The 17,745-nt window shown below is 59.3% G+C and carries 21 protein-coding genes; 10 read left to right on the forward strand and 11 right to left on the reverse strand.

Going from position 1 to position 17,745, the window contains the following annotated elements; translation table 11 throughout:
* The first annotated feature begins 54 nt into the window (after positions 1–54).
* Positions 55–537: a DMT family transporter gene (locus tag ACUTJJ_RS13460; protein ID WP_445542487.1), complete on the forward strand. Its 483-nt coding sequence runs from the start codon at positions 55–57 to the stop codon at positions 535–537.
* Positions 534–956, forward strand: a complete 423-nt coding sequence (locus ACUTJJ_RS13465) for a DMT family transporter (RefSeq protein WP_445542488.1) — start codon at positions 534–536, stop codon at positions 954–956. Before ACUTJJ_RS13460 ends, ACUTJJ_RS13465 begins: the two co-directional genes overlap by 4 nt.
* A gap of 13 nt (positions 957–969) precedes the next feature.
* On the opposite strand, the gene ACUTJJ_RS13470 is transcribed toward ACUTJJ_RS13465, so the two are convergent.
* Positions 970–2,250 (reverse strand): tlde1 domain-containing protein, encoded by a 1,281-nt coding sequence (locus tag ACUTJJ_RS13470; protein ID WP_445542489.1) that lies wholly within the window; start codon positions 2,248–2,250, stop codon positions 970–972.
* Positions 2,251–2,705: 455 nt separating this feature from the next.
* On the opposite strand from ACUTJJ_RS13470, the gene pncA reads away from it, so the two are divergent.
* On the forward strand, positions 2,706–3,332 hold the full coding sequence (pncA, locus tag ACUTJJ_RS13475) for a bifunctional nicotinamidase/pyrazinamidase (RefSeq protein WP_445542490.1): 627 nt from the start codon (positions 2,706–2,708) through the stop codon (positions 3,330–3,332).
* Between the two features lie 104 nt (positions 3,333–3,436).
* Here the strand turns inward: pncA and ACUTJJ_RS13480 are convergent, their stop codons facing one another.
* Positions 3,437–3,673, reverse strand: a complete 237-nt coding sequence (locus ACUTJJ_RS13480) for a DUF2164 domain-containing protein (protein ID WP_445542499.1) — start codon at positions 3,671–3,673, stop codon at positions 3,437–3,439.
* A gap of 182 nt (positions 3,674–3,855) precedes the next feature.
* Here ACUTJJ_RS13480 and ACUTJJ_RS13485 point away from each other — a divergent pair, with 182 nt between their 5' ends.
* Positions 3,856–4,575: an AzlC family ABC transporter permease gene (locus tag ACUTJJ_RS13485; RefSeq protein ID WP_445542491.1), complete on the forward strand. Its 720-nt coding sequence runs from the start codon at positions 3,856–3,858 to the stop codon at positions 4,573–4,575.
* Positions 4,572–4,886 carry an AzlD family protein gene (locus ACUTJJ_RS13490; protein WP_063950553.1) on the forward strand — a complete coding sequence of 105 codons (315 nt, stop codon included), beginning with the start codon at positions 4,572–4,574 and terminating at the stop codon, positions 4,884–4,886. Before ACUTJJ_RS13485 ends, ACUTJJ_RS13490 begins: the two co-directional genes overlap by 4 nt.
* Here the strand turns inward: ACUTJJ_RS13490 and ACUTJJ_RS13495 are convergent.
* Complete coding sequence (locus ACUTJJ_RS13495; RefSeq protein WP_445542492.1) at positions 4,883–6,724, reverse strand: aminopeptidase P family protein; 1,842 nt, start codon at positions 6,722–6,724, stop codon at positions 4,883–4,885. The genes ACUTJJ_RS13490 and ACUTJJ_RS13495 overlap by 4 nt on opposite strands.
* Before the next feature lie 292 nt (positions 6,725–7,016).
* On the opposite strand from ACUTJJ_RS13495, the gene ACUTJJ_RS13500 reads away from it, so the two are divergent.
* Entirely contained in the window at positions 7,017–7,190 is a 174-nt protein-coding gene (locus tag ACUTJJ_RS13500; protein ID WP_003522343.1) for a hypothetical protein, read from the forward strand.
* A gap of 145 nt (positions 7,191–7,335) precedes the next feature.
* Here the strand turns inward: ACUTJJ_RS13500 and ACUTJJ_RS13505 are convergent, their stop codons facing one another.
* The 3 genes from ACUTJJ_RS13505 to ACUTJJ_RS13515 all read right to left on the reverse strand — a co-directional run bounded on the left by ACUTJJ_RS13505 (position 7,336) and on the right by ACUTJJ_RS13515 (position 9,236).
* On the reverse strand, positions 7,336–8,214 hold the full coding sequence (locus ACUTJJ_RS13505; protein ID WP_404497049.1) for a 50S ribosomal protein L11 methyltransferase: 879 nt from the start codon (positions 8,212–8,214) through the stop codon (positions 7,336–7,338).
* An 80-nt stretch (positions 8,215–8,294) separates the two neighbouring features.
* Entirely contained in the window at positions 8,295–8,903 is a 609-nt protein-coding gene (gene sco / locus ACUTJJ_RS13510; protein WP_063950555.1) for a cytochrome oxidase assembly protein Sco, read from the reverse strand.
* 132 nt (positions 8,904–9,035) lie between these two features.
* Positions 9,036–9,236, reverse strand: coding sequence for a hypothetical protein (locus tag ACUTJJ_RS13515; RefSeq protein ID WP_445542493.1), 201 nt, complete (start codon positions 9,234–9,236; stop codon positions 9,036–9,038).
* A gap of 179 nt (positions 9,237–9,415) precedes the next feature.
* Here ACUTJJ_RS13515 and ACUTJJ_RS13520 point away from each other — a divergent pair, with 179 nt between their 5' ends.
* Positions 9,416–9,883 (forward strand): chemotaxis protein CheW, encoded by a 468-nt coding sequence (locus ACUTJJ_RS13520; RefSeq protein ID WP_003522339.1) that lies wholly within the window; start codon positions 9,416–9,418, stop codon positions 9,881–9,883.
* Between the two features lie 36 nt (positions 9,884–9,919).
* Here the strand turns inward: ACUTJJ_RS13520 and ACUTJJ_RS13525 are convergent, their stop codons facing one another.
* The 3 genes from ACUTJJ_RS13525 to gcvA are packed head-to-tail and all read right to left on the reverse strand — an operon-like array spanning position 9,920 to position 12,012.
* Entirely contained in the window at positions 9,920–10,411 is a 492-nt protein-coding gene (locus tag ACUTJJ_RS13525) for a CreA family protein (protein WP_063950557.1), read from the reverse strand.
* Positions 10,412–10,457: 46 nt separating this feature from the next.
* Positions 10,458–11,066, reverse strand: coding sequence for a 3'-5' exonuclease (locus ACUTJJ_RS13530; RefSeq protein WP_063950558.1), 609 nt, complete (start codon positions 11,064–11,066; stop codon positions 10,458–10,460).
* Between the two features lie 43 nt (positions 11,067–11,109).
* Positions 11,110–12,012, reverse strand: a complete 903-nt coding sequence (gcvA, locus tag ACUTJJ_RS13535; protein WP_445542494.1) for a transcriptional regulator GcvA — start codon at positions 12,010–12,012, stop codon at positions 11,110–11,112.
* Between the two features lie 200 nt (positions 12,013–12,212).
* On the opposite strand from gcvA, the gene ACUTJJ_RS13540 reads away from it, so the two are divergent.
* Both ACUTJJ_RS13540 and ACUTJJ_RS13545 read left to right on the forward strand, forming a co-directional pair.
* The gene (locus ACUTJJ_RS13540; RefSeq protein WP_063950560.1) at positions 12,213–13,142 is read left to right on the forward strand and encodes a DMT family transporter; all 930 of its coding nucleotides are present in this window, start codon (positions 12,213–12,215) and stop codon (positions 13,140–13,142) included.
* Between the two features lie 184 nt (positions 13,143–13,326).
* Positions 13,327–13,860: a GNAT family N-acetyltransferase gene (locus ACUTJJ_RS13545; protein WP_296069036.1), complete on the forward strand. Its 534-nt coding sequence runs from the start codon at positions 13,327–13,329 to the stop codon at positions 13,858–13,860.
* Here ACUTJJ_RS13545 and ACUTJJ_RS13550 read toward each other — a convergent pair.
* Both ACUTJJ_RS13550 and ligA read right to left on the reverse strand, forming a co-directional pair.
* A complete protein-coding gene (locus ACUTJJ_RS13550; protein WP_445542495.1) occupies positions 13,857–14,759 on the reverse strand; it encodes an aminoglycoside phosphotransferase family protein in 903 nt (300 codons plus the stop codon). The two genes, ACUTJJ_RS13545 and ACUTJJ_RS13550, sit on opposite strands and share 4 nt — an antisense overlap.
* 62 nt (positions 14,760–14,821) lie before the next feature.
* Positions 14,822–16,996, reverse strand: coding sequence for an NAD-dependent DNA ligase LigA (ligA, locus tag ACUTJJ_RS13555; protein WP_445542496.1), 2,175 nt, complete (start codon positions 16,994–16,996; stop codon positions 14,822–14,824).
* 132 nt (positions 16,997–17,128) lie between these two features.
* Here ligA and ACUTJJ_RS13560 point away from each other — a divergent pair, with 132 nt between their 5' ends.
* On the forward strand, positions 17,129–17,743 hold the full coding sequence (locus tag ACUTJJ_RS13560; protein WP_296069028.1) for a LysE family translocator: 615 nt from the start codon (positions 17,129–17,131) through the stop codon (positions 17,741–17,743).
* The last annotated feature ends 2 nt before the right edge of the window (positions 17,744–17,745 follow it).

Consider the following 17,745-nt stretch of genomic DNA (forward strand, 5'->3'; position numbering starts at 1 on the left):
CGCTTCCGGCACCGATAGGATAACGCTTCACAGCGCAATCAAAATTCGGCCGCCATGACAGACACGCCCCATCCACGCCTCAATCCGCTGCACCTCGCCGCTGCCTTTGCCAGCGGCTGTCTTCTGACATTGATGGTCCATTTTAACGGCCAGCTCGCCCACTACGGCAGCGCCCTGTTTTCGTCCTGGACCGCACACGGCACCGGGACGGTGGCAGCACTGATCTATCTCGCCGTCATGCGACCAAAGAAAGACAGGACAGCTCCGGAAAAACCGAAAGCGCCGCTATGGGCCTATTGCGGCGGGGTGGTCGGCGCGGCCATCGTCATTCTCACCTCCACGACCGTCAATTCGCCGCTGGCGCTATCAGGCACCATTGCGCTTGGCCTTGGAGGACAGGTGATATTCAGTCTGCTCGCCGATCTTTTCGGCCTTTTCGGCCTGCCGAAAAGGAGGCCGGACCTGCGGGACCTGGCCGCCGTGGCGCTCATCCTCTGCGGCAGCGCCCTAATCATCCTTGTCGGGAGAGCCGCATGATTGTCTGGATCGCAATGGCCTTTGCCGGCGGCGTCTTCGTCGCGCTCAGCCGCCAGATCAACGGCCGCCTCAGCCTCTCCAATTCGCCGCTGATCGCCTCCTTCTGGAACCACATTGTGGGTTTCGGCGTCCTGACCGTTATCGGGCTTGCCGTCGGCGGTCTCATTCCGCCGGGCGCGGCGGACGCGCCCTGGCTTGCCTATATTGGCGGCCCGATCGGTGTCGTTTTCATCGCTTCAGGAAGCTGGCTCATCCCCCGCATCGGTGCGGTCAATACTGCCCTTCTCGTCATCAGCGGGCAAATGGTGTCAGGCGTGGTTCTCGATTTTTTCAGCGAGCACCCGCCGAAAATCTGGGCCTCTACACTGGGAATCCTGCTTATCCTTGCCGGCATGGTGCTGACGCAACGGCGTCGCTGAAACCAAAACCCGATCAGGAATCCTTGCCACGCGAGAACATGCCGAACAGGGTCTTTCCGCCGCTCTTGCCGCCGCTGCTTGCCAGTGTCGGACGGTTACCGTTCAGCTTCGGCACAACCACCATGCGCTTGACTTCGCCGCGCTTGAAGGCAGCTAGGAAGCGCGAATAGTCGCGGAACACCACGCAGCCGTTCGATTCACCGCGTTTCGCGAGCATATAGGTATGGGCAAGAAGACCGTCGCGGCCGTGCGGATTGACACCGTTTTCCGGCGTCAGGCGAATGGCTTCGACACCGTGGAAGCGCGCTTCGCGCATCGTCAGTCGATAGCTGGAAGGCGGCGTCGAGCCGCGCATCTTCACATGCACATAGTCGGGATTGTCACGCATCTTGCCGATGCCAGAATGGGCTTCCAGCTTTTCGCCATTCGGCATGTGCACGACACCGGAGGAGATATCGTAGATGGCGGTGCCATTCCCGCGGTCCGGCCACGGAACGGCATCCATCTTGCTTGGCTCGCGCATCGGATTATCAGGCTTTGCAAAGGCGAGCATGGCGCCCGTGCTCTGCTTTGGCGGCGCGGGCGCGCGCAGCGGAACCGGCGCATCGAAAGCAGGAGCGGAAGCGACGGCCGGAACATCAGCCTTGGATGGCGTGGCGGGACGCGGCGACGGCTCAACGGCCTCGGCGCTCGCAACTTCAGGCCGGAAACTCGGCAGCGGCACATCGTCCGGAAGCAGACTGCTTGCTTCTTCCTCGATCTGCGGTCGCGCCAGCGCCACTTCAAATGCGGGATGCTGGGGGACGGTGCTCTGATAGGCCACGTCCGAGGTGCGGCCCAAAGCGGAATCAACGATTGCCGATGGCTTCAGGGCGGCAAGTTCCTTTACCGTCACCTGCCCCTTGGCATTGGCAGCCGCACCAAAACGCTCGCCGAATTCCTTCGCGCCAATTTCAGGCATGATGCCGGCAAGGCGAACCGCTTTTTGCTGGACGTGGTTATGATCGCTCAACCGGGAAAACTTGCGCACGTGAATATCGCGTGCAGTCGCGTGTGCGATCGCGGTTTCGGCTGAATCGAGTTTGGCGACCAGCGTCTTTTCAAATTGCCCCACGCCATGCGAGGCAGCCGCCATGCTGTGCAGCGAGGCAAAGGCCGCGACGGCAAACAGTCCGGCAAAAACGCCGCCGCCGAGGAGCGCGGACATGCGCCCGTGCGAAGAGGATTTGCCTCTCTTGGCGGAAGACGAACCGGCAAAGCCGGCATCATTATAGGCCGCAGCAGAAAACGCCATGATACTCGTTACTCGAACCGTTCACGCACATCCGGTCGATGCCGGAGGGACTTTGGGACATCCGAAGAGCCGGTGGACACCACGCCGCTTTCGGAACTGACTGGTTCGAAGCATGCCGAATTATGGTAACCAAAGTGTTTACGAGTCCCTGCAAAAATATTTCGTTAAGGTCTGCGCATCGTAAGGCGAAGGCAAAACAATGACTTGCGCGGGTACAGCGTGCATCCGCACTGCATCGTCCCGGGAAATGCCCTTGTAAGGGCTGTCATCGGCCTGGAAAATTTCCGTCGCCACATCGTCAGGTAAATTCCGACTTGGCCGGAAATTTGCTGCAAATGCGGCAGGACTGCGACATGGCAAGCCACCGTGCGTTCAATGTCCTCTGCACGACAGGTCGAAAATGACTTGATCCGCCAAAGCCGGCTTGGCATCCTTTAAAAAAACGGGAGGCCATCATGAAGGCGCTGCTGCTCATCGACATACAAAACGGGTTCTGCCCGGGCGGCAATCTGGCGGTTGCCGATGGAGACAAGGTCGTGCCCATTGCCAATGCGCTGATCGACAATGGCGGCTATGATCTCATCGTCGCCTCGCAGGACTGGCACCCGGAAAATCACGGCAGCTTCGCCTCGCAGCATCCCGGCAAGAAACCGTTCGATATGGGAGAGCTCTCCGGCAAGCCGCAGATGATGTGGCCGGACCATTGCGTGCAAGGCACGCCCGACGCCGAATTTCATGCCGACCTGAAAACGGAAGCCTTCGATTACATCCAGCAGAAGGGCGAGAACCCCGCAATCGACAGCTACTCCGCTTTCCGCGACAACGATCAGGTGGCCACAACCGGCCTTTCCGACAATCTGACGCGCCAGGGCGTGACACAACTCGACATCTGCGGCCTTGCAACCGATTACTGCGTCAGTTTTTCCGTACTCGATGCGCTGGAGATGCTGCCCGGCGTCAAGGTCCGTTTTATCGAGGACGCCAGCCGCGGCATCGATCCGCAGGGTATCAAGGCCGCGATTACGACGATGCGGGAAAAAGGTGCGACGATTCTGAAAAGCGGCGACATTCTGGACGACTAAAGCATTTCTATCCGAAGTGAAAACGCTTCGGCGTCGGACAATGCGGCAATAACAAAAGGCTAAAGCATTTTCGGTGATTCCATGGTCACAGGAAATGCTCTAGATCAGCGAGGCTTGGCCTTCTCGAGCACGTCGATATCTCCGGCCGCGTCATCAAGCCGTCTCAAGATCGCCGTCTGGGCATCGCGAAGCCCCTGATTGTAGAAAACATATCCGATTTCTTCGGCCAGAAAATCGACGAAGATTTCCGCCTGCAGGAGCCCGAGTTCGGCTTCGGCCTCACGGGCAAGATAAGCCCTGATACGAGCGGCCAGATCGGCCTTTTCCTGCTTTTCCAGCATCGATTTTCCACTGTCTGTCATCTGGGATCCGCGTGAAGACCCGGCGCGAAGCCGGTGGATATTGCCCTCCACAGCAAGCGTTACCGTAACGGAAGCTTCAAGTTAATCAATCGATCCATTCACGCAATTCGTTTGCCAGTCGGACAGGACGGCGATAGAGCGGCGGCAAGGAGTTTCCAAACATGTCTAATTTAGATTTCCGAGAGGGATTGAGGAGCGGGTTCCCGATCGCCCTCTCCGCCGCCCCCTTCGGCGCACTGTTTGGCGCAGTCGCCGCCGACAACGGTCTCAGCATCACCGAAGCCACGATCATGAGCGGCACCGTTTATGCCGGCGCGAGCCAGCTCGTGGGTATCGAACTTTTCGGCCAGAAGGTTGCGCCCTGGCTGATCGTTCTTTCGGTCTTCGCGGTCAATTTCCGCCACATCCTCTATTCGGCCGCCATTGCCAGAATGATCTCGAACTGGTCGTTTTTGCAGAAGGCGACCGGCTTCTTTGTCCTTGTCGATCCGCAATTCGCCGAATCTGTGCGGAAATACGAGAATACCGGCCGAGTGGATTTTTCCTGGTATATGGGCTTCGCGGCCCCGATTTACCTGCTTTGGCTTGCCATGACCGTTGTCGGCGCATCGCTTGGCAACCTCGTCGGGGAGCCGAACGCCATCGGTCTTGATGTGCTGTTGCCGATCTATTTCATGGGCATGGTCCTGAGCTTCCGCCAGCGTCAGAATTTTTATCCGGTGATGCTGGCGAGCGCTGTTGGCGCGACGGTGGCCTACCACTTTGTCGGCTCGCCCTGGCATGTGAGCCTTGGTGCGGTGGCCGGCATCCTTGTCGCGGTCATCTATCCGCCGAAGCCGAGCGAGACGTTGAGTGCCGAGAACGGGGTGGACGCGCCATGAGTGACATGTTGCACGGCGATACCCTCTTCCTGATCGCGCTTGCCGCCATCGCCACTTATCTCACCCGCGTTGGTGGCTACGTGCTGATGACACGAATGAAATCGATCCCACCACGCATGGAGGCGGGATTAAACGCGGTGCCGGTTGCGGTCCTGACCACGCTTGTCGCACCCGCCTTTTTCGAAGGCGGATACGAGGTAAAGATCGGCATGGTAGCAGCCCTTCTGGTCTGCCTGCGCTTTCCTGGCCTGACGATGCTCGTCATCGGCTGGGCCATCGTCATTGCCATGAGGCATTTCGGGCTCTTTTAAACAGCCCGTTCAAGGGGCCTGGTTGCAGCAACCAGCCAAGCCTTCACCTCTTCATCCGTAATCAACGGCGAAAGCTTTTCCAGAACCCCCGCGTGATAGGCATTCAGCCAGTTGAGTTCTTCGTCGGTAAGGAGCGCCGTGACGATCAGCCTGCGGTCGATCGGGCACCAGGTCAGCGTCTCGAAGGAAAGCATCGGCTGGTCGCCGCCGGGTACGTCTTCAGCCTCGCGTACATAGATCAGGTTCTCGATGCGGATACCGAAGGCGCCGGGGCGGTAATAACCCGGCTCGTTCGACAGGATCATGCCATGCAGAAGCTCCTGTGTCGAAAGCCGCGAGATACGCTGCGGACCCTCATGCACGGAAAGATAAGAGCCGACGCCGTGGCCGGTGCCATGCGCATAATCCGCGCCTGCCTTCCATAGCGCGATGCGCGCCAGAGGATCGAGATCGCACCCGCGCGTTCCCTTCGGGAACCGTGCGGTGCTGATGCCGATCATCCCTTTCAGGACCAGTGTGAAGAAGCGCTTCTGTTCGTCCGGAACAGCACCGATCGCAACCGTGCGGGTGATATCGGTAGTGCCGTTGACGTATTGCGCACCCGAATCGACGAGGAACATCTCGCCGTCGGCGAGTGTCCGGTCTGTGTCCGTCGTCACGCGGTAATGGATGATGGCGGCGTGTTCGCCCGCACCGGAAATCGTGTCGAAAGAGACGTCCTTCAGCGGGTTCTGCAGGCCCTGCCCCACCTTGATGCGTGCTGCCTCCAAAGCCTTGACCGCAGCAATTTCGGTGACGCTGCCGGGCTGCTGACTGTCCAGCCAGCAGAGATAGCCGACCATGGCCGCTCCATCCTGCACATGCGCAGCGGCTGAACCGGCAAGCTCCGCCTTGTTCTTGCGCGCCCGCGGCAACCGCACCGGGTCGGCCTCTTCGACCAGCGTCCCTCCCGCCGCGGTGATGGCGCCGGTCAGCGCCACCGGCGTCAGATCGGGATCGATCATTACCCTGCCCTTGGCGCTGGCAATGGCATGCAGACGGTCGGCAATCGTCGAGGGCGGCAATTGGGTGGCAAGCTGCGCCAGATAGGCTTCGGCCTCGATGCCGGTTTTGCGCTTGTCGAGAAAGATATCTGCCCGGCCATCGGCGTAAACTATCGCGCGGGCAAGCGGATGCGGCGTGTGTGGCACGTCGTTTCCGCGAATGTTGAAAATCCAGGCGATGGAGGACGGGTCGGTGACGAGCAAGGCATCCGCGCCCTTCTCCGCAACCGTTTTAGCGAGCGCTGCGATCTTGTCCTTCGACAGCGTGCCAGTAAAAGCCTCCGGCTGGATGACAACGGGCTCCAGCGGCTCGGCCGGCCTGTTCTCCCAGAGAGCATCCAGTGGATTCTTTTCGACGAGCACCACGGAACCGCCCTTGCCGGCCAACGCCTTTTCAAGCCGTTTCAGCTCCGCACCGGTATGCAGCCATGGATCGATACCGAGTCGGAAACCCTTTGGCGCATGGTCAGCAAGCCAGACGGAAGGCGGCGCGCCCACGAGATCACCGCCGGTGAACACCGATTGATCGACCTGCGACGTGAGTTGGGTCGTGTAGCGGCCATCGACAAACACCACCGCCTGTGTGCGCGTCACCAGCGCCATGCCGGCAGAGCCGGTAAAGCCCGTCAGCCACGACAGGCGTTCGGCGCACTCAGGCACATATTCCCCCTGATATTCATCAGCGCGCGGCACGAGGAATCCGTCGATACCGAGTGTATCGAAACCGGCGCGCAGCGCCTCGACACGGGCCTTGCCAAATTGCGGCGCGGATTTGTTTTCGAAGGTCTGAAACATGGGCGTCTTTCGGGAAGTGTCATGACAAAAGCGGTCGATCGTATGAACAGACAAGCGGCCGGAAAGGACAATGCCATGCGGGTGAAGCCGGTTTCAAGCCATATATGACAGCGCAGGATACGGCGACAAATTGTGCATTCTGCGCGTCAAAAGTATTACTAAAGACATCGTGATATGTGATCTACGCATATCTACCGTGAGCATTCCCACCTAACCAAACAAAAACACATCGCTTATATCAAGGACAACACAGCGAGAGAGACACTCTCCTGGCAAACAAGGATTTGAAGCAATGGCAAAATCTTTCCTCCGCACCGCCTTCGATCGCGTCGTTGAAGCACGCGAGCGTCAGGTCAGCCGCCATGTCAACGCCGCCCTTCTGAACCTCGACGACAAGTCGCTCGAAGCGCTCGGCATGAACCGCGCCGATCTGCGTCGCAAGGCAAAGTCCAGCTACGTATTCTGATAACGTCGGGCGCGGCGATCCTCCCTCCACCGCCTCTGAACAGGAATACGTCGACCCGCTCGAGCAAGCTCCTCCCACGCTCGCGGGTTCCAGGCGGCGCGAAAGCGCCGCCTTTTCTTTTGCCGGTAAAGGCGTTGCCGAGAACTCAGTCCTTGCGCAGGTGGAGCGTTACCCAGCCATTACGCCAGATGGTGCGAATATGGGAAAGCCTTGCGCCATTATAGGCGGAGAGCACCTTCCAGCGCTGCGATGCCAGAATGCCGGAGAGAATCACGGTGCCGCCGGGTGCAAGATGCGTGACAAGCTGCGGCGCCATCTTGATAAGCGGCCGCGCCAGAATATTGGCGATGATGAGATCGAACGGCCCATGCTTGCGGAAGGCATCCGAATGAAAGCCCGGCGCTGTCTCCAGCGTCATACCGGAAACGATGCCATTCAGCCGCACATTTTCCTTCGCCACCTTCACCGCGACGGGGTCGATATCAGTCGCCAGCACGGGAATGGGACGCATCTTGCGCACGGCAATGGCGAGAACGCCGCTGCCGGTGCCGAGATCGAGCGCATTGCGCACGGTGCGCGCCCGCAGCACGTCCTCGATCATTTCAAGGCAGCCAGCCGTCGTGCCGTGATGGCCGGTGCCAAAGGCCTGGCCGGCCTCGATTTCAATCGCGAGATCGTTTGCCCGCACCTTGTCTCGATCATGAGCGCCGTGAACGATGAAACGGCCTGCCCGGACCGGCTTCAAACCTTCTAGCGATTTGGCGATCCAGTCGACATCGGGAACGATCTCCTTATCGATGACAAGGCCCGGAAAGGCGGGCGCAAGCAGCGTGCCGATGCGCTCACGAAATTCTTCTTCCTGCTCGGCCATCAGATAGACCGAGGCTTCCCAGATGTCGCGCTTCTCATCCACCTCGGTCGTGGCGATCGCAACGTCCTCTTCGCCGAAATAATCCGACATCAGATCGAGGATTTCACCGGCCTTGATTTCGGTCGTGGTGACGTAAAGTCGGATTTCGCTCACGGCAGGCTGCTTTCTCTGGCTTTGGCTGTTCAATCTGCCTTTGCCATAAAACTCTCGCCAGTCCAATAAGCGCGGCGCAATTATACCTTCACGCCCTTCAGAAGGTTCTGCAGCTTCTGCTCGGCAACATCAGGGTTTTCCCCGTAAGCAATTGTTCCCGCAAAGCGACCGTTGGCATCGAGCAAAATGACGGAGGCCGTATGATCCATGGTGTAATCGCCATTCGGATCCTTCTCGTCGACAGGCACCTTTTTGGCGTAGATGCGATAGCCTTTGAGCGTCTCTGCAATCTTGTCGGCAGGGCCGGTGATGCCGGTAATGCGCTTCGAGACGTTGGAGACATATTGCTGCATGATCTCGGGCGTATCACGCTCGGGATCGACGGAGACGAAGTAGGCCTGCAGCTTGTCGCCGGCCGGATCCACTTTCTCCATCCAGCCATTCAACTCAAACAGGGTCGTCGGGCAGACTTCGGGGCAATGGGTAAAGCCGAAGAACAGCGCTGTCGGCTTGCCCTGAAAAGCTTTTTCGGTGATTGGCGATCCATTTTGCGCCGTCAGTTCAAACGGCACGCCATAGGCCGTCTCCACCATCTGCTCACGGGTTTTCGTCATCTCGAGCGTCAGCCAGCTGACCACACCGGCGAGAACGACCACCACGGCCCACAATACGATACGAATATTCTTCATAGTCCAATCCTACCCCGAAAGCCTTGCATATCGCAGGCTACGCACTGATAGCGAATGGGGGCCATCGCAGCAATTCAACTGACCGTATTTTGGCCGACCGCGCTGATTTGTCACAAATCGCCGCCGGCGACTTCAGATGCACCAGGCGATGCCGCTCTGCAAGGCGGAGAGGAAGATGTCCGTTCCGTGCCGCACCCATCCCTCAAAGGCCAGAATTACGATGGCAAGCGAAGCCAAAGTGGCAAGACTTGCCAGAATAAACTTCAGCGGGTGAGAGACGAGCGTGTTCATGTGACGATGATAACCTGTTTCCACGGTCGCGAAAACCGCCAAAACACTGGGTTTCCACTATGCAAACCCGCAATTGTTAGGGAAAGTTTAAAATCTTGCTGCGCATGATGACCCCAGCGGTTTTCAAAGCCTCGACATGATGTCTCCCGGTTCATTTCCGGCACCGCATAAAGCTCAATCCTGCGCGGGCCTGTTAGAGCCATCAGAGGAAACCTGCCGTCATGTCCAACGCCATCAAGCAATCTGGCGCATATCTCGAAATCGTTTCCTTCCATCTGGGCGATCAGGAATTCTGCATCGACATCATGGCGATCCGCGAAATCCGCGGCTGGGCGCCGGTGACGCCGATGCCGCACACGCCGCCTTACGTCCTCGGCCTTATCAACCTGCGCGGCGCCGTCATTCCCGTCATCGACATGGCCGGGCGCCTCGGCATGAAAATGACCGAGCCTTCGGAGCGCTCGGCGATCATCGTTACCGATATCGGTGGCAAGCTGGTCGGACTTCTTGTGGAACAGGTCTCCGACATGATGACCATTCGCTCCGAAGACCTGCAGCCCGCGCCCGATATCATTCCGGAAGAACAGCGCAGCTTCTGCCGCGGCATCGTGGCGCTCGAAAAGAGCATGGTCTGCTTCCTGAACCTCGACACCGTCATTGCCGACGAGTTGGCGCGCGAAGCGGCTTGATCCAGGCATCTTTAACGAAATTGAGAGGGGCAGGCCTTACGGCTTGCCCTTTTGCCATGTGACCTGCTGATTATAAAGCGGCACCGTGGAAATCGCCATCTTGGCCGAACCGTCGGTCAGCTCCCGCGCATGCACCAGATAGATCAGCGTGTCATTGGCCTTGTCATAGACGCGGCTGACGACCAGTTTCTTCCAGACCAGCGACATACCCTGCCGGAAAACCTCTTCCCCGCCCTTCGACAGGTCGATATCGCCGATTTCCACCGGTCCCGTCTGGCTGCAGGAGATGGCGTTGTTGGAGGGATCTTCGAACCAGTTGCCGTTTTTCAGCCGGTCGATGACGCCACGGTCGAAATAGGTCACGTGGCAGGTGACGCCCTTGATTTTCGGATCGGCGATCGCCTCGATAACGATGTCATTGCCCATCCAGTCGACGCCGACCTTGCCAACAACCTGCGAATGCGCGAGCGCAGCTGGCAGAAGCACCAGCAGACCCGCAAACAAACCCGACAGCGTTTTCATCCTCATCGCACCTTCTCCGTTACTCTCGACTAGACATAGGTGGGAAAGCCGCTCAGGCAACCCGTGCGACGGGACGTTTTTTCATGCTGCATGGCTGGTAACCGGTGGCCGTCAGGCGGCCGGCGACCATGCCGATCCTGTCGGCCAGATCGCGGACATGCGCGACACCCAAGGCCCGCGCGGCGGCAAGAGAAGCGGCGGCGCAGACGACCGCGTCTTCGGCAGCATTGTGATGCACGAAACGCAGCTGGAGATGATGGGCAATGACATTGAGCTTGTGCGATACCAGCTCGGGCCAGACATGCCGGGCAATTTTGACGCTGCACAGATAGGAAAGATCAGGATAGGACTGGCGGTATTTGTCGAACGACGCCCGCATCACGCTGAAATCAAAGGCTGCGTTATGCGCGATCATCGTCGCGCCATTGATATCGTCGATGAATTCCTCCATCACCTCAGGAAATTCTGGCGCATCCTCGACATCGGCCGGCCGGATGCCATGAACCGCGATGTTGAACGGCGAAAACCGCATATCCCTGGGACGGATGAGACGTTCTTCCACACGAACGATCTGGCCGTCCTCTATCCACGCCAGACCGACGGAGCAGGCGCTGCCCCTCTCCTCATTGGCGGTTTCGAAATCGATGGCGATGGTTTTCAAGAGTGATTCCCGTTGTTCCCATCTGGCATAAACCGGATTGGCCTCAAAGAGAACCGGCCTCTCCCGAACGGGCTTCCAAAATCATCCAGTCGATGAACGCCGCGAGGTCGGGATTATCCATCGCGCGCCTGGGATAAACGATGAAATAGGCGAGCGTGCTCGCCACGTCCTTGCCGAATGGGGCAACCAGAGCGCCCTCCGCCAACTCGCGCGCAACAAGCGAGCGGCGCGTGAGCGCGACGCCGTGCCCGGCCTTGGCCGCATCCAGCGCGCCGTTGCTGTCGATGAAGACCGTACCACCCGATGGATCGACTTCAGGCGCTCCCGCCGCCTCCAGCCAGCGCCGCCACTCATTCCTGTTTTCATCATGCAGAAGTGGCACGGATGCCAGATCTCCAGGCTCGCGTAACGCACCATACTTCTCAAGCAATTGCGGCGAGCAGACTGGAAGCGTGCTGTCATCGATGAAGCGAACACTCTCCAGTCCCTCGTAACGGCCAAAGCCGTGTCTTACGGCAAGATCGACATTATCCCTGGCGAAATCGACCAGCCGATTCGTGACGCTGACGCGAACGTCGACATGTGCATGCTGCTGCTGAAACGCCGGCAGTCGCGGCATCAGCCATTGGATTGCAAACGTCGGCGTGCAGCTGAGCGTGATGGCCGTCACCTCGGACCGCGCCGTCAATTCTGCGGTTGCCTCGCGCATCATCCGGAAGGCAGTGCGAAGCGCGCCGTAATACCGCTCACCCTCCCGCGTCAGTTCGATGCTGCGCGGCCTTCGCGAAAACAGCTGAACCCCAAGCCGCGTCTCCAACTCCCGTATTTGCAGGCTGACCGCGCCGGGCGTGACGTTCAACTCATTGGCGGCGAGCGTGACACTGCGATACCGCGCTGCGGCTTCAAAGGCCTGCAGGCCCTTCAGCGAAGGAAGTTCGGCTGCCATAATTTAGCTCACCTCAATCATCACGCGAGAAACAATCGTTTGAATTAATCATAGAATACAGCGTAAATTGGCGCAACAGGACATGACATGGACGGTGAATCACACCGCCTTCCCTTAAGCTAAACTCAACCTGATTTCGGGTGGTCTGCGTCGATCGGCTTTGCGATCATGCACACACCAATGGTTCCGGAGAGATCACGATGGCAATACAGAAACAGATGGATGCCCGCGAATGGGCGATGCTCATGGCGCTTTCACTGCTGTGGGGCGGATCGTTCTTTTTCATCGGCGTTGCGGTCAAGGAGCTGCCGCCGGTCACCATCGTTGCGTTAAGGGTCACATTTGCCGCGACGGCCCTCCTAATCGTCTGCCGCATCATGGGTCTTCGCCTGCCGCGCGAAACAGCGGTGTGGCGCGCCTTCTTCGGAATGGGGCTGCTCAACAACATCGTTCCCTTCTGCCTCATTGTCTGGGGGCAGACGCATATTGCCAGCGGGTTGGCTTCCATCCTCAATGCCACGACACCGCTTTTCACCGTTATCGTCGCGCATTTTCTGACCGCCGACGAAAAGATGACCGGCAACAAGCTGGCCGGTGTCCTCATCGGCTTCGCCGGCGTGGCGACCATGATAGGGCCGGCAGCCTTTACAGGATCATCAGGGCTTTGGGGCCAGCTTGCCATTCTAGGCGCGGCCATATCCTATTCCTTCGCCGGTATTTTCGGCCGCCGCTTCAAGGCCATGGGGGTGCCACCGCTGATGACCGCCACCGGCCAGATTTCCTCCTCCACAATCATGCTAATCCCCGCCGCCCTTCTCATCGACAGGCCATGGACGCTCGCCATACCGAGCCTCGGGACCTGGGGCGCATTGATCGGCATCGCCCTGCTCTCAACGGCACTCGCCTACCTGATCTTCTTCCGCATTCTCGCCAGCGCCGGCGCCACCAACCTCGCGCTCGTCACCTTCCTCATCCCGGTCAGCGCCATCCTGCTTGGATCGCTGCTCCTTGGCGAGCAACTGGAGTTGAAACATTTCGCCGGCATGACTTTGATCGCCGCGGGGCTGGCCGCAATCGACGGCAGGTTGCCGGCAAAACTCAAGGGGCTGTTTCGCAGCGCCCCGGCTTGACAGACTTGAGGGCTAAAAGCATTCTGCCGCCATGATCGTCATACGCCAGAGACACACCCGTCACTATACCCTCACCGGCCACCCGGCAGGGTCAGGTATGTCGTTGCGTTAAGACGATAGACTTTCACCCTGCCAACACGAGCAGGGTTCGCATTCCTGCTCCTTCCAGGCCACGGAGACAGGCATGCAGAACGCCAAAATTGCCGATAATCAAGACGATGAATTTCAGTTGAGCGATGTCGTTCTGCGCGCTGCGCGCCTGGATGACGCCGAAGCGCTGACAGACATGTTCAATCTGCCCGGCGTCCGCCACGGCACGCTTCGTCAGCCGTTCCAATCGGTGGAGAAAACCCGAAAGGCCATGGAAAATCGTGGTCCGAACGATGTCGTCATCGTCGGCGAATGGCGTGGGAAGATCATCGCCAATGGCGGCCTTTATCGCCGGGCGGGGCGACAGGCACACATTGCCGATCTCGTCATCAGCATTCATGACGACTTCGCGGGCAAAAGACTGGGGTCGCATCTCCTGGCAACGTTGATAGACACCGCCGACAATTGGCACGATATCAAGCGAATTGAGCTCAACGTCTTCACCGACAACCTCCCAGCGATCAAGCTCTACGAAAAATTCGGCTTTGAACGCGAGGGCACCCTGCGCAACGACGCCTATCGCGACGGAAAATACGTCGATGCCCACGTCATGGCACGCCTTCGTTAGGCGTTCCGGCTCTCGATGTGATCGGCAAACACCTCCCGAATGGTCCGCCGCGACCATTCGGCCATCCTGTCGTTACCTCCGCGCTCCGCATCGAGGACGATCAGCGCTTTCCAGATCGCCCAGCCCCGCCCGCGCTGCCATGTCGCCTCATTCAGTGCGAGCGCGCGGCGAAAGACGCTCCGGCTTTCCCTGTCGAGAACGTTCCAGGCAAGGATGAGATCGGCAGAAGGATCGCCAACCCCGCAACTGCCGAAATCGATTACAGCCGACAGGCGGCCGTTCCTTAGCAGCAGATTGCCCTCGGCAATATCGCCGTGCACCCACACACCCTGCCGTTCCCAGCGGCTGGAAAGGGCAAGCTGCCATATCTCCATGGCGAGCGCCTGATCAATCTCGTCGGCAACCCGCGCCGCCGAAGCCTTCGCTTCGTCGTCATAGACCGCCAATGATCCCCCTCGGTGGAAATTATGCGCGCCAGCGGACGGTCCCTGCGAGGCGTCGATTTGCTGAAGGCCGTTCAGAAAGGACGCAACGTCGATCGCGACCTGCGATAGATCGACGTGCTGCAGATGCTGGGCAAGTGGCTCGCCTTCGAGCCATCGATAAACGGACCAGCTGAAAGGATACCCCTCTCCCGGCCGCCCTAGCGCCAGTGGCACAGGGATCGGAAAAGGCAGGTGCGGCCCAAGCTCCGGCAGCCACCGATGTTCCTTTTCCACCTGCGCACCATAGCGCGCGGCGCTCGGCATCCGGATCAGCATCTCGTCACCGAGGCGGAAGCTGCGATTATCCCAGCCGCTGAGCTCCACAGGCCGCACGTCCAGTGCAGCCCATTGCGGAAACTGGCCCGCGACCAGCCTCCTTACCTGCTCTACCGTAACGACGATGCGGTCATCCATCCTGTGCTTCCCGTCTCAGGCGCAAAGCTCTACCGATAGAGGACAACATTGCCATGACAGCGTCAGCCGCCAATCAGCGCCAGCCACTCATCCTCGTCCATGGTCTGTACGCCGAGTTCGATTGCCTTGGCCAGCTTGGAGCCGGCGCCGGGCCCCGCCACGAGAATATCCGTCTTCTTCGACACCGATCCGGCCACTTTTGCGCCAAGGCTTTCTGCGCGCGCCTTCGCCTCGTCGCGGGTGAATTTCTCCAGCGAACCGGTAAACACGACCGTCTTGCCGGCAACCGGGCTACCTTCCGTCGAGGGCCTTTCGGCCTCCCTGGGCCGCAGCTCGCGCATCAGCCGGTCGATGACATCGAGATTGCGCGGCTCCTTGTAGAATTCCACGATGGCGCGCGCCACCACCTCGCCGATGCCGTCGATGCTGTTGAGTTCAGCCCAGGCATCGCTCGCCGGGTCAGCCGCCGCCTTCATGCCCTCTTCGAAATGCTCGTAGGTACCGTAGGAACGGGCCAGAAGCTTCGCCGTCGTCTCGCCGACGTGCCTGATGCCAAGGGCAAAAATCAACCGGTTGAGATCGATCTCGCGGCGCGCGTCGATGGCGTCGAACAGCTTCTTAACGCTCACCTTGCCGAAACCGTCGATATTCTCAAGCTTGGTGAGGTGTGAAGCCTCCTGCCGGGTCTTCAGCGTAAAAATGTCAGGCGCCGTCTTGATCGAAAGTGCCGGATCATCGCTTTCGAAGAAGAAGTCTATCTGTTTGGTACCGAGGCCTTCGATATCAAAGGCATTGCGCGAAACGAAATGCTTCAGATGTTCCACGGCCTGAGCCCGGCAGACGAAGCCGCCCGTGCAACGCGTGACCGAATCGAGCTTGCCGGTCTTCTCATTCCGCTCCCGCACGGCATGGCTGCCGCAGACCGGGCATTTTTGCGGAAAGGCATATTTTCCGGCATTAGCCGGGCGCTTGTCCAGAAGCACGTCCAGCACCTGCGGAATAACGTCGCCGGCGCGCTGGACGATCACTGTGTCGCCGATGCGGATATCGTGATCCTCAGGGCGAATCCGCTCGCCATTATTGCCGATACCTTCAATGTAGTCGGCATTGTGCAGCGTTGCGTTTGTCACGACGACGCCGCCGACGGTGATCGGCGTGAGACGCGCCACCGGCGTCAGGGCACCGGTCCGTCCCACCTGGATTTCGATATTCTCCACCGTTGTAAAAGCCTGTTCGGCCGGAAACTTGTGCGCCGTCGCCCAGCGCGGGCTGCGGGAGCGAAAACCCAGACGCTCCTGAAGATCGAGCCGATCGACCTTGTAGACAACGCCGTCGATATCGTAATCGAGATCAGGACGGGCAACGCCGATTTCATGATAATGCTCAAGCAATTGCTCGGCTGATGTGAATCGTTTCATCAGCGGATTGACCGGGAATCCCCATTCCCGGAATTTCCCGACAATGCCGTATTGCGTATCCGCGAGCCGCGTCGTCTGCCCGCCATTGGAGACCTCACCCAGCGCATAGGCAAAGAACCGCAGCTTGCGTTTCGCCGTCACATTGGGGTCCAGCTGCCGGAGCGATCCGGAGGCTGTGTTGCGCGGGTTGACGTAAGTCTGCCTGCCTTCGGACTCCATCTGGGCGTTGAGCGCCAGAAAGTCGCTCTTGGCCATGTAGACCTCGCCGCGAACCTCGACCACATCAGGCGCACCCGATGGCAGGGTGTTTGGGATTTCCTTGATGGTCTTGATATTCGCCGTGACGTTCTCACCCGTCGTGCCATCGCCCCGCGTCGCGGCGGTCTTCAACCTGCCGTTCTCGTACCGGATGGACATGGACAACCCATCGATCTTTGGCTCGGCAGTAAAGGCAATCGAATCGTCAGGCACATGACCGAGGAAGCGATAGACCGAGCTGACGAAATCCCGCACGTCCTCCTCGGAAAACGTATTGTCGAGTGACAGCATCGGTCGCGCATGAACGATGGGCGCAAAAGTCGGGAGGGGGGTGAAACCCACCTTTTTTGACGGGCTGTCGGCCCGCACCAGCGCCGGAAAAGCCGCCTCTATCGCATCGTTGCGCCGCTTCAGCGCATCATACTCAGCGTCCGAGATCTCCGGCGCATCCTTGCCGTGATAAAGCGCATCATGGCGGGCAAGCTCCGCTGCCAGAAATGCAAGCTCGGACGAGGCTTCAAGCTCGGTCAGCGTTTCGACGGGTTTCTGGTCTTTCGACATGGAAGAAGCCTCATAGATGAATCTGCAATGCTTTTAGCGAATTATTGCCGAACGCAAAACCATCCTCGCTTCTCATCGCACGAGAATCCGCTATTCTGGGCATCCGGATGAAACACTTGCCGGAGCCCCCGAATGGACGTCACCACACTTCTTGCCTTCGCAGCGGCCTTCTTTGTCTTTGCAGCCAGTCCGGGACCGGACAATATGACGATCGTCGCCCGGACAATCACCCATGGCGCCGCCTCGGGTATTGCCTATGGCGCCGGCACCGTTGCCGGCATCTTGATCTTCCTGACACTCGCAGCCTTCGGCTTGTCGATTCTCGCGGCCGAAATGGGGACGGTGATGGCGGTGTTGCGCTATGGCGGCGCTGCCTATCTGATCTGGATGGGCTATAAGCTCTGGACAGCCGAGCCAGTCGTCCCCGATCTGCAGCCGGTAAGGGACAGACGTGGCCTGCTGTCGATTTTCGCCACGGGAACCGCCCTTAACCTCGGCAATCCCAAAATGCCGCTGTTTTACGTCGCACTCCTGCCGAACGTGGTCGGTACGTCATTGACGGTCAATCACCTCCTGGCGCTCGCATCCGTCATCATCGTCGTGGAAACAGTCGTGATAGGCGGCCACGTGTTGCTGGCGGTGCGCGCAAGAAAAATGCTGCGCGAGCCGAGGATCGTCCGCAGGGTGAACCGCACCGCCGGTGGTGTCATGATTGGCTCTGGTGTGGCAATAGCCGTCAGCCGTTAGTC

This window comes from Agrobacterium sp. DKPNP3, assembly GCF_052686535.1.